Raw genomic sequence first — 11,137 nt, 5'->3', positions numbered from 1 at the left:
CGCAGGCGACGTAAGGACCGCAGGAGCGAACGAAGTGAGCGACGAGGACCGCAGCGAGCGTGCGCACGCCTCGCGGCTGGGGCTTCGGTGGTGTCGGTGTCGATCGGTCATTTATAAGCGGTCGCGTACAGCCGAGCGGCTGGGGCTTCGGTGGTGTCGGTGTCGATCGGTCATTTATAAGCGGTCGCGTACAGCCGAGCGATTGGGGCTCCGGGAAACGTCAACACACAGTTGCCTATCTAAAAAGAGCCGACCACGAGTTCGCACCTCGGACCTTCGCAACTCAGAACGTGAGGTGCGAACTCGACGCCGGCCCCTCGTCGTCGCCGTTCTCGTCCGGTAACCCCTCGTAGAGGTACGTGAGGTCGTCGTCCGTGAGGAACACCGCGCCGTCGCGCACCTCGACGTCGATCGAACGGAGCGTCGTGCCCGCGGCCTCGCCGTTGTCACAGGAGCCCTCACACGTATCGAACGCCGAGCCGTGCTTCGGGCAGACGACGGACCCGCCGCGCGTGACCGCACCCACCTCCTCCCGGTACAGCCGCTGGTCCTCGTGGGTACAGCGGTTGATCCACGCGCGGACAGGCTGATCAGCGGAGCCCTCGGCCTCGCCCGGCTCGTCTGCGCACGGCACGAGGAACACCTCGCGGTCCGCGTCGCCCTCGCGGGCCGTGAACGCCCACGAGCCCCGCTCGCGCACGGTCTCGACGGTCGTGAGTCGGTAACCGCTCACGGCCTCAGTACTTCGCGTCGGCGCCGGTCGTCTCGTACACGCGGTCCATGATGTCGTCGCGCTCGCGGGTCCAGTTCGCCATCGCGGCGGGGCTCGTTGGGTACTCGTCGTAGTGGCCGATCAGCTCGTCCGCCAGCGACTTCGTCTGGTAGAAGTTCCGGATCGTCCCCCAGTAGCCGAAGGACTTGATCGCGGCCTTCACCTTCAGCCCGAAGGACATCGAGGTCGACCCCTCGTATAACGCCTCCGCGAGCTTCTCGCCCGGCAGCGAGGCGAGCAGGCCCATCAGGTCGTCGACGTCGACCGCGGTCGAGAGGACATTGTACACGTCGAGGCCGGCGTAGCGCCCGCCGAAGTGGTCCATCACGCGGGTGTTGTACCGCCAGAGGTTCTCCTCGCTCACGTCGCCGTCGGAGATCGCCTTCACCGCCTGCTCGCCGGCGTACTTGCCCGCGTACGCCGCGCCCGCGATGCCGCCGCCGGTCGTCGGGTTGACGTGGCCCGCGGCGTCGCCGACCGCCATGTACCCCGGCGCGACCGCCGAGTCGTAGGGGCGTCGGGTGGGGAGCGCGGCGCCGAGCTTGTCGCGCACCTCAGCGCCCTCGAACTCGGGGCGGTCCCGGAGGTCCTGCTTCAGCGACTCGACGAGCTGCATCGGCTCCTCGGTCATCTGGAAGCCGAGCCCGGCGTTGATCTCCGTCGCGGTCCGCGGGAAGTACCAGAGGTAGCCCGCCGCGCGGTCGGTCGCCTTGAACACGAGGGCGTCGTCCCACTCGACCGGCTCCGGCACGTCGACGATCTCGCGGTACGCCGAGCAGAACTGCGAGTAGCGGACGTTCGTGTCGAAGGTGGTCCCCTCGAAGTCGGCCTTGTCCTGAAGCAGCGAGAGGGACCCGGCGCCGTCGATCACGACGTCCGCGGCGTACGTCCGCGGCTCGCCCTTCCGCACCGCGTGGAGGCCCGTGACGCGGCCGGTCTCGTCCTGTAGCACGTCGTTGATGACGGTGTCGTAGTGGAAGTCGACGCCCGCGTCCTCGGCGCCGGAGATGATCTGGCGGCCGTACTCCCACCGGTCGACGACGGCGAGCTCGCCGGGGACCGGGATCTCCAGGACCGTGTCCTCCTGCGGGATCTCGAAGCGGCCGTGGTCGACCCCGGTGTTCGTGAACGCGGGCTCGAGCCGGTCTTTCGGGATCGCCTCGGGGAAGGCGTCCGCGCCCTTCAGGGCGTCGCCGCAGGCGATGTGGCCGGCCTCCTCAGCGTCCTTCCGCTCGACGATGACGACGTCGAGCCCCTCGTTCGCGATCGTCGCGGCGGCGTAGCAGCCGGCGGTCCCGGCGCCCGCCACGACGACGTCGTACTCGTCGATATCCATTACCGGAGCGTGTCGTGCGCCCGGCAAAACTCTTTGCTCCCGTTTCGGTCGGCCTCGCGGCGACGGATTTCGCGCCGAGCAGCCGTCCGCCGCTCTCCGGACCGATGCCTAACTGTTCAGGCTCACCGTTTAACGGCCCGGAGACGTTCGTTTCCGACATGGGCCAACTCAATCGGGTCGACGCCGATCGGCTCCGCGCGTGGCTCCCCGAGGTCCGCTCGGCGGAGGCGACCGCGGCGCTGATGATCGCCGTCGCGTACGACCGTGGCATCGGGACCAGAGAGCTCGCCTCGTGGTACGATCGCTCCGACGAGTGGGTCGAGGAGACGATCGAAGCGCTCGACTCGCCGGGATTCGTCTCGACCGTCGCCCGGCTCGAAGGAGTCGATATCGAGGCGGTCGCCGCGGAGTCCAACCTCGCGCCCGAGACGGTGCGCGACTGGTTCGACGACCTCGACGACGAGCCGGTCGACGAGGCGGCGGACGTGGTCCGACGGTACGCCGAGGGGTCCGTCGAACCGGTGCGGAGCGGGTCGCCGTCGACCGTCTACCACCTCGACTACGACGCCGCGACCGAGCGCGGCTGGTCGACCGAGGACGACGACCTCTTCGCGAAGGCGGCCGACGCCGACCTCGACCTCCCGGAGTACGGGCGGTTCCTCGTCGAGCCCGGCGAGTCGATCCTCGAAGCCGCGGAGCGCGGCGGTCGGTCGTGGCCGTACGCCTGCCGCGGCGGCGCCTGCTCGAACTGCGCGGTCGTCGTCGTCGAGGGCGACGTGGCGATGCCCGGGCAGTCGATCCTCACCGACGAGCAGATCCGCGAGGCGGACGCCCGCCTCTCCTGCGTCGGCGTCCCGATCACCGACGAGGTGAAGCTGGTGACGGGCGTCGGAGACGCGGACGACTTCGCGGACCTGCGGCTTCCGTCACCGGCCGACGACGCCGGCGCGTCGGACTGACGGGCCCGCGCGCCCGGCTGACGGCCCCGGATCCGGGTCACCGACGCGACCTACTCCTCCGTCTCGTAGTGCTCGCCCGCGGCCTCGGGGATCTGCGTCCGGCCGACCAAGGCGAGCACGACGATCACGACGACGTACGGGATGGTCTGGACCAGCGTGTCCGGAATCGCGTAGCCGAGCTGCTGGAGGCGGATCTGCATCGCGTCGAGGCCGGCGAACAGGACGCCCGCGCCGAGCGTTCCGAGCGGGTTGTAGTTGCCGAAGAGGTACGCGACGATGGCGATGAACCCCTTCCCCTGGACCATCGTCTCGCCGGAGCCGACGAACTGGCCGATCGACAGCGCCAGCGCCGACCCGCCGACCCCGGAGAGGACGCCCGAGAGCAGGACGCCGGCGTAGCGCACCTTCGAGACGGAGACGCCGACGGTGTCGAGCGCCTTCGGGTTCTCGCCCGCCGCCCGGAGGTGTTTCCCGAACGCGGTCCGGTTCAGGAGCCACCACGAACCGAGGGTCGCGAGGACCACCATGGTCGCGGAGTACTTCCACCCGACGCTCACGCCGAGGTTCGGCGTGTTGACGCCGCCGAAGAACACCGTCGACATGAACGGCGCGAGCCCGAGGGCGATGAGCCAGACGGCCAGCCCGGCGATGATCTGGTCGGCCTTGAACTCGATGCAGACGACCGCGAACACCGCCGCCAGGAACGTCGACGCCGCGATCCCGGCGAGGAACGCGATCACGAGCGCCGGGACGCCGAGGACGGCGTTGCCGACGCCCACGACCGACGCGGCGTACACCGACACGAACGCCGAGATGATGAGCAGTCCCTCCAGCCCGATGTTGATGACGCCCGACTTCTCGGCGAAGATGCCGCCGAGCCCGGCGAGCACGATGGGCGCCGCGAGCCGCGCCGTCGACGCCCCGGTGCTCGTCGAGAAGACGATACCGGCGAGGTCGCCGAAGACCGACTCGGGGAACGCGAGCCCAAGCACGCCGAGGGCCGCGAGCACCCCCACGGTGCCGACGACCAGCGAACGCACGTAGCTCGACTCACTCGCGCTCTCGAGGAGCGAGGCCGGCGAGAGGGGGTTACGCATCGGCCTCACCCCCGTCGCCGCCGGCGGACTCGTCCGGCTTTGTCGAGCCCGCACCGCCCGCGCCGCCGACGCCGGCGTACCGGCCGATCATCCGGAAGAACTCCGGCATCGCCACGAACAGGATGATGAGCCCGCGCAACACGGCGACGAGCTCCGTGGGGACGTCGGTCCGGAACCCGATCTCCAGGGCGCCGCCCTTCAGGATCCCGAAGAGGAACGCCGCCGGCAGCACGCCGATCGGGTTGTTCCCGGCGAGGATCGAGACGGTGATCCCGTCGAAGCCGAGGTCCGGGATCGAGGCCATCCACCGCCCCTCGGACATCAGCACCCACACCGAGCCGCCGATGCCGCCGAGCGCGCCGGACAGCGTCATCGCCCGCACGGTCGTGAGCTTCGCGTTCACGCCGCCGTACTCGGCCGCGGCGGCCTGGACCCCGCTCGTCCGGAGGTCGTACCCGAGCGACGTGTGCTCGACGAAGTAGTAGAGCGCGCCGATGAAGGCGACCCCGACGAGCAGCGCGATCAGCGCGAAGTCGGTCGACGCCGGGAACAGCACCGACGGGAACTGCGCGTACTCCGGGACGTACCGGGTGGCGACCACGGAGGAGCCCTCTGCGCGGAACACCTCCAACACGAGGACGTACGCGACGTTCGCGGCGACGAAGTTGAGCATGATCGTCGTGATCACCTCGTTGGCGTCGGCGTACGCCTTGAGGGCGCCGGGTATCGCGCCCCAGAGGCCGCCGCCGACGGCGCCGGCCGCGGTCCCGACGACGATCAGCACGAGGCCGGCGACGGGGCCCGCCGGGAGGAGCGGCGCGAGCGCTAAGACGGTGAGCGCGGTCGCGAGCGCGCCGACGACGAGCTGGCCCTGAGTCCCGATGTTGAACAGTCCGGCGCGGAACGCGACGGCGACGGAGAGCCCGGTGAAGATCAAAAGCGTCGTCTCCGAGAGCGTCAGGCCGAACGAGAGGTTGAACGGCGTCCATCCCGGGTTGAACAGGCCGGGGTCGCCGACCGCGAACGGGTAGCCGAGCGCGCCGTTGAACAGCACCACGTACACCTCGAACGGATTATAACAGAACCCCAGCCCGGTGATCGGCATCGTCCAGGCCGCGGTCGAACACTCGGCTATCCGGCCGGAGACGAGCACGAGCGCGAAGCCGACGAGGATCGAGAGGAAGATGGCGGCGACGCTGATGACGAGCCGCTCCGCGACGCTCCGGTCGACGAACGGCGCGACCACGCGGGCGAAGACGGAGGGATCCCCGTCCGCGTCGGGGTTCGGGTCGCTCACGCGTCCACCCCCTCGTCGCCGCCGGTCGCTCCGTCGATTCCGTCGCGCGACGCGTCGTCCGCGCCGTCGCTCCCGTCGCCCGGCGTGTCGTCCGTCCCGCCGCCCGCGGCGTCGTGGATCGCGGCCCCCTCGACGGAGTCGTCGTCGAGCGACTCGCCGGCCATCAGCAGCCCGATCTCCTCCTCGGTCACGGTCGCGGGGTCGACGATCCCGGTGAACTCGCCCTCGTGCATCACCGCGAGGCGGTCGGAGAGCCCCTGTACCTCGTCGAGCTTCGAGGAGACGAGGAGGACTGCCTTCCCCTCGGCGCGCAGTTCGAGCAGCCGGTCGTGGAGGAACTCCGTCGACCCGATGTCGACGCCGCGGGTCGGGTGGGTGGCGACGACCAGCTCCGGGTCGCGCTCGAACTCGCGGCCGACGATGAACTTCTGCTGGTTGCCGCCCGACAGCGACTCGGCCTCCGCGTCGGCGTCCGGCGGCCGAACGTCGTACTGCTCGATGACGGCCTCGGCGTGGTCGCGGGAGGCGTTCCAGTCGAGCCGGCCGCCGTTCGCGAACGGCGGGTCGTGCTGGCTCCCCAAGATCCCGTTCTCGACGAGGTCGTACGACATCACGAGGCCGCGCTCCTGTCGGTCCTCGGGGATGAACGCCATCCCGCGGTCGATCCGGTCGCGGCGCGTCTTCCCGACCATCGACTCGCCGCGGTAGCGGACGTCGCCGGACGCCGCCTCGCGCAGGCCCGTGATCGCCTCGACGAGCTGCGACTGGCCGTTGCCGTCGACGCCGGCGACCCCCAGGATCTCGCCGCCCCGGAGCTCGAAGGAGAGGTCCGAGACCGCCTCGACGCCCCGGTCGTCCTCGACGTCGAGGTCCGTCACCTCCAGCACGCGGTCGCCCGCCTCCTGCGGCGACGTCGCAGGGTCCATCAACACCTCTCGGCCGACCATCATCTCCGCGAGCTCCTCGCGCGTCACGTCGGCCGCGGCGACGGTGCCGACGTTGACCCCGTCGCGGAGGACGGTGATGTCGTCGGCGGCCGACAGCGCCTCGCCCAGCTTGTGCGAGATGAAGATGATCGTCTTGCCCTGCTCGGTGAGCTCGTCGAAGACGCCGTACAGCTCGTCGACCTCCTGCGGCGTCAACACCGCGGTCGGCTCGTCCATGATGAGCACGTCGGCCCCGCGGTACAGCGCCTTCAGGATCTCGACGCGCTGCTGTTCGCCCACGGAGATGTCGGCGATCGTCGCGTCCGGGTCCACGTCGAACCCGTAGCGCTCGCTCAGTTCGACGACGGCCTCGCGGGCCGCCTCCCTGTCGACGCGCAGCCCGCCCCAAGTCTTCGGCTCGTTGCCCAGGACGACGTTCTCCCACACCGTCATCGGGTCGACCAGCATGAAGTGCTGGTGGATCATGCCGACGCCGGCGTCGATCGCGTCCCGCGGCGAGTCGAACGACTGCGGCTCGCCGTCGAGGCGGACGGTCCCCTCGGTCGGCTGGTAGAGGCCGTACAGCACGTTCATCAACGTGGTCTTGCCGGCCCCGTTCTCGCCGAGCAGGGCGTGGACGCTCCCGCGCTCAACCGCGAGATCAACGTCGTCGTTCGCGACGACCCCGGGGAATCGCTTCGTGATGCCGTCCAAGTGGACCGCCGGGTTCATTCACCCGTAACTCCGCGTCGGAGCCTAAAAACGCGCGGATTCCGAGCCGTTGTACGCGATACTGTCTCTCGGCCGACCGGATCCGCAGAAAAGCCGCGTTCCCGGTGTCGGTCCGGAGCGCCCGGTCGGCGTCGGGTTCGGACCGCGCGCCCGGCCGGCGTGGGTTCGGACCGCGCGTCAGGCCGGCGTCGGGTTCGGACTGCGCGTCCGGGTCTCGCCGCCGCCGTCTTGCCTCAGTTGCTCGTCGTCTCCGGGACCTCGATGTTCCCGGCGATGATCTCGTCGCGCGCGTCCGCCACGGCCGTCGTGATCTCGTCCGGGACCTCGCCGCCGATCTGGTCGCCGTAGACGCACTCGACGCCGTTGGATTCGAGCCCGAGCGCCGTCGTCGAGCCGCCCTGGTGGTCGTCGTCGATGACGTTCGAGATCGACTCGTACACCGCGGTGTCGACGCGTTTCACCATCGACGCCAGGATGACGTCGGCGAACGACTCGTTGGAGATCGACTGGTCCTGGTCGACGCCGAAGGCGAACCGACCCTCCTCCTGTGCGGCCTGGAACACGCCGACGCCCGTCGCGCCGGAGGCGTGGTAGACGATGTCCGCCCCGCTCTGGTACATCGACAGCGCCGCCTCCTGACCGCCCGTGGGGTCGGCGTAGCTGCCGACGTAGCTCGTGGTGACGTCCACGTCGTCGGTCGCGTAGTCGACCCCGGCCTCGAAGCCGGCCTGGAACCGGCGGATGACGGGGCTGTCGACGCCGCCGACGAACCCGACGTTCGTCGAGTCAGGATCGGTCTCGCCGGCGCCCGCCGAGAACTCGGTCTCGGTCAGGTGGCCGGCGAGTACGCCCATCAGGAACGAGCCCTCGTGTTCGCGGAACAGGTAGCTCGCGACGTTCGGCTCGTCGACGACGGTGTCGACGATCATGAAGTCCTGGTCGGGGTAGTCGGGCGCGGTCTCGGTAAGCGCGTCGCCCTGGTTGAACCCGATGGTGGAGACCAGGTCGTACGCGGGGTCCGTCGACCCGGCGTACTGCTGCTGGAACTGCTCGAACTCGCCGGCGCCGTCGGGCTCCGACTCGTCGTAGGCGATGCCGAACTCCTCTTCGGCCTGGAGGATGCCCTGCTGGGCCGCGTCGTTGAACGAGTTGTCGCCGAGACCGCCGTCGGAGTAGACGATGCCGATCCGGGCCGGCACGTCGCCGTCGCCCCCGTCGCCGCCGTCGCCGCTCGGGCCGCCGCTACACCCGGCGAGGCCGACCAGGCCCGCTGCGCTTGCCGCCTTGATGAACCGCCGCCGATCGAAGTCGGATGCCATCTCACTCGTAACCCCGTCGGAACGCGGCATAAATTCGTCGTTCCCGCCGCACAGAGGTGACACGTTCGTGAAAACAGCCGGCCGAATTGCGGGGTAATCGCCGCTCGACCCGGGCTTCCGATCCACGTTTCCGGATTTCTCACGGTTGTGAACGTGGCCGAACTCCCGAGCTCCCGCGCCGACCGAACGCACCCGGCCTACGCCGCCGCGACCGCGTCCTCGACGACGCCCTCGACCTCGGCGACGAGGTCGTCGACGTCGTCGCTCTCGGCGTAGACGCGGACGTACGGCTCCGTTCCCGAGGGCCGCACGAGCGTCCACGAGGCGTCCTCGAACTCCAGCCGGACGCCGTGGTCGGTGTCGACCGCGGCCTCGGGGAACGCGTCGGGCAGCGTCGTCTCCAGCCGGTCCATCACCGTCTCTTTCGCGTCGTCGGGACACGAGACGCTCACCTTGCGGTACGGGCGCTCCGTGATCGGCGCCCGCAGCGCTTCCAGCCCCTCGTCGGCGACGAGGCGAGCGATCACCGCCGCGGAGGCCACGCCGTCGATCCAGCCGCCGAAGGCGACGTGAATGTGCTTCCACGGCTCGGCGGCGAAGACGACGCGGGTGTCGTCGCCGACCTCGCCGGCGGCGCCCGACTCACCGACCGCGCCCGCTTCGCCGAGGGCGCTGGCCTCCGCAGCGTCCTCCCGGACCGCCGCGATCCCCTCGTGGAGCGCGCCGAGCCGCACGCGCTCGACGCGGCCGCCGGCCGCCCGGACGCGCTCGTCGATCCGACCGGAGGCGTTCGGCGTCGTCACCACGACGGGGTCCGCGGCGTCGCTCTCGCGGGTGTACCGCTCCGCGAGCACAGCGAGGACCGTGTCCTCGTGGACGACCTCGCCGTCCGCGTCGACGATGACGATCCGGTCGGCGTCGCCGTCGTGGCCGATGCCGAAGGCGAATCCCTCGGTCTCGCCCGCCTCGCCTCCCTCGCCGTCCCACGCCTTGGCGCCGTCGCTCCCGTGGCTCGCCGGCCGCCCCGGGTTCTCGACCCCCTCGTTGGCGTCCGCGACGAACGCGCGGAGGTCGGCGAGCGTCTCCGGGGTCGGCTTGCTCCCCCGGCCGGGGAAGTGGCCGTCGACGTTGCCGTTGAGCGTGACGACGTCGGCGCCGAGCTCCCGGAGGACGGTCGGCGTCGCGGGCGCGCTCATCCCGTTGCCGCAGTCGACCGCGACCCGCAGGCCGTCGAGGGGCGCGCCGAACCGCGCGGCGTACTCCCGGACATCGTCGAGGTAGCCGTCGAGCGGGTCGGTCCGGGTCGCCTCGGTCCACTCGTCCCACGGGGCGACGGCCGCCTCGTCGGCGACACGCTCCTCGACGGCGCGCTCCGCGTCGCGGTCGAACTCGGTGCCGTCGCGGAACAGCTTGATCCCGTTGTCGGTCGGCGGGTTGTGCGAGGCGGTGAGCATCACGCCGTAGCGACCGCGCGAGGCGTGCGCGAGCGCCGGCGTCGGGAGTCGCCCGGCGCGGCGCACCTCGACGCCGCCCGCCGCCAGCCCCGCCTCTATCGCGGCAGCGAGCGCCGGCCCGGTCACCCGGCCGTCGCGGGCGAGGACGACCGTCGGCTCGGGGCTCGATTCGTTGGCTCGGCTTCGGATCTCGGCGCCCACGGCTCGCCCGACGGCGAGCGCGAGCGACGGCGTGACGCGCTCCTCGACGCCGCCGCGTATCCCGGCGGTTCCGAACAGGTCCATGTCGCCCACCTCGGCGCCCGGGAGTTAGTAGGCGTCGGTTGCGGGCGCGGACGGGTCGACTGAAGTCGGTCGCGGTCGGGTCGTTTAAGCGGGCCCCGGTCCCAACGTCGGCCGATGACCGACCGCGTTCGCGCGCACGTCTTCGTCTCGGGCCGCGTTCAGGGCGTCTTCTACCGGGCGAGCACCCGCGACGCCGCCCGCGAGACGGGCGTCGACGGCTGGGTGCGGAATCTCGACGACGGCCGGGTCGAGGCCGTCTTCGAGGGGGCAGAGGGCGACGTCCGCGACATGGTGGCGTGGTGCGAGACCGGAAGCGAGGCCGCGGCTGTCGAGGACGTCGACGCCGAGTACGGCGAGCCGGAGGGCGAAGACGGGTTCGAGATCAGGCGGTAGAGGGCCCGTATCAGTCGTCGTCCGCGGGCGTCGATTCCCCGGCGTCCGCGTCGGCGCGGCCCGGCCCGTCCCGCACGCCGAGCTCCTCCAGCGCGCGCAACACGACGATCGCCTCGACCACGTCGCGCTCCTCGGTGTAGGGGTCGTCGACCGCGTCCAGGGTCGCTTCGGCCTCGCGAACCAGGCGCGCCTCCAGCTCGGTTTGGTCCGTCTCGGCCTTCGTCGCCGACAGCAGCGCCTCGTGGTCCTCGCGGAGGTCCAAGGAGACGTGCGCCGCGTTACACCGCGAGAGGGGATGGGTGTCCATCTCGACGGCGAGGTCGCTCACGAGGTCCCAGTCGTCGGCGCAGAATCGGAGCGTCACGGTGCCGACCACGTCGCGCCACGCGATCGGCCCGCCGTTCTCCATGAGCCGGAGCGCCCGCGGCGGCACCGCGATCCGCGTGTGCGTCTCCTCGCGGCCGCACAGACAGCAGGGAGTGTTCTTCAGTCCGGCGTACACGCCGGTCGCTACGCGCCGGAGAAGGGTGTGCGTTTCGGCGGCGGAACGCGTTCGCGGCGGGACGG

At 70.8% G+C, this 11,137-nt stretch carries 10 protein-coding genes; 2 read left to right on the top strand and 8 right to left on the bottom strand.

The window, feature by feature from the left end:
- Positions 1-283: 283 nt before the first annotated feature.
- A complete protein-coding gene (locus tag C466_RS11135) occupies positions 284-733 on the bottom strand; it encodes a Rieske (2Fe-2S) protein (protein WP_004595924.1) in 450 nt (149 codons plus the stop codon).
- 4 nt (positions 734-737) lie between these two features.
- Positions 738-2,108: a geranylgeranyl reductase family protein gene (locus tag C466_RS11130; protein WP_004595926.1), complete on the bottom strand. Its 1,371-nt coding sequence runs from the start codon at positions 2,106-2,108 to the stop codon at positions 738-740.
- A 158-nt stretch (positions 2,109-2,266) separates the two neighbouring features.
- Between C466_RS11130 and fer the strand changes: the two genes are divergently transcribed.
- Positions 2,267-3,067 carry a ferredoxin Fer gene (gene fer, locus C466_RS17475; RefSeq protein WP_004595928.1) on the top strand — a complete coding sequence of 267 codons (801 nt, stop codon included), beginning with the start codon at positions 2,267-2,269 and terminating at the stop codon, positions 3,065-3,067.
- Positions 3,068-3,117: 50 nt separating this feature from the next.
- Here the strand turns inward: fer and C466_RS11120 are convergent, their stop codons facing one another.
- From C466_RS11120 to C466_RS11100, 5 genes are all read right to left on the bottom strand, one after another.
- Entirely contained in the window at positions 3,118-4,164 is a 1,047-nt protein-coding gene (locus tag C466_RS11120; RefSeq protein WP_004595930.1) for an ABC transporter permease, read from the bottom strand.
- Positions 4,157-5,461 (bottom strand): ABC transporter permease, encoded by a 1,305-nt coding sequence (locus C466_RS11115; protein ID WP_004595932.1) that lies wholly within the window; start codon positions 5,459-5,461, stop codon positions 4,157-4,159. Before C466_RS11115 ends, C466_RS11120 begins: the two co-directional genes overlap by 8 nt.
- Positions 5,458-7,119 (bottom strand): ABC transporter ATP-binding protein, encoded by a 1,662-nt coding sequence (locus C466_RS11110; RefSeq protein WP_004595933.1) that lies wholly within the window; start codon positions 7,117-7,119, stop codon positions 5,458-5,460. Before C466_RS11110 ends, C466_RS11115 begins: the two co-directional genes overlap by 4 nt.
- A 233-nt stretch (positions 7,120-7,352) precedes the next feature.
- Positions 7,353-8,438, bottom strand: a complete 1,086-nt coding sequence (locus tag C466_RS11105) for a BMP family lipoprotein (protein WP_004595934.1) — start codon at positions 8,436-8,438, stop codon at positions 7,353-7,355.
- 197 nt (positions 8,439-8,635) lie between these two features.
- Positions 8,636-10,177: a phosphohexomutase domain-containing protein gene (locus C466_RS11100; protein ID WP_004595935.1), complete on the bottom strand. Its 1,542-nt coding sequence runs from the start codon at positions 10,175-10,177 to the stop codon at positions 8,636-8,638.
- A gap of 114 nt (positions 10,178-10,291) precedes the next feature.
- On the opposite strand from C466_RS11100, the gene C466_RS11095 reads away from it, so the two are divergent.
- Positions 10,292-10,570, top strand: coding sequence for an acylphosphatase (locus C466_RS11095; protein WP_004595937.1), 279 nt, complete (start codon positions 10,292-10,294; stop codon positions 10,568-10,570).
- 10 nt (positions 10,571-10,580) lie between these two features.
- Here the strand turns inward: C466_RS11095 and C466_RS11090 are convergent, their stop codons facing one another.
- The gene (locus tag C466_RS11090; RefSeq protein ID WP_004595939.1) at positions 10,581-11,072 is read right to left on the bottom strand and encodes a hypothetical protein; all 492 of its coding nucleotides are present in this window, start codon (positions 11,070-11,072) and stop codon (positions 10,581-10,583) included.
- Between the last annotated feature and the right edge of the window lie 65 nt (positions 11,073-11,137).

It is taken from the genome of Halorubrum distributum JCM 10118 (assembly GCF_000337335.1).
Taxonomy (GTDB): domain Archaea; phylum Halobacteriota; class Halobacteria; order Halobacteriales; family Haloferacaceae; genus Halorubrum; species Halorubrum distributum.
This window is presented reverse-complemented; position numbering and strand designations above follow the sequence as displayed.

Coding starts and splice junctions, on each gene's coding strand:
- C466_RS11130 (WP_004595926.1), bottom strand. CDS start 2,108: ATGGATATCGACGAGTACGACGTCGTCGTGGCGGGCGCCGGGACCGCC.
- fer (WP_004595928.1), top strand. CDS start 2,267: ATGGGCCAACTCAATCGGGTCGACGCCGATCGGCTCCGCGCGTGGCTC.
- C466_RS11120 (WP_004595930.1), bottom strand. CDS start 4,164: ATGCGTAACCCCCTCTCGCCGGCCTCGCTCCTCGAGAGCGCGAGTGAG.
- C466_RS11110 (WP_004595933.1), bottom strand. CDS start 7,119: ATGAACCCGGCGGTCCACTTGGACGGCATCACGAAGCGATTCCCCGGG.
- C466_RS11105 (WP_004595934.1), bottom strand. CDS start 8,438: ATGGCATCCGACTTCGATCGGCGGCGGTTCATCAAGGCGGCAAGCGCA.
- C466_RS11100 (WP_004595935.1), bottom strand. CDS start 10,177: ATGGACCTGTTCGGAACCGCCGGGATACGCGGCGGCGTCGAGGAGCGC.
- C466_RS11095 (WP_004595937.1), top strand. CDS start 10,292: ATGACCGACCGCGTTCGCGCGCACGTCTTCGTCTCGGGCCGCGTTCAG.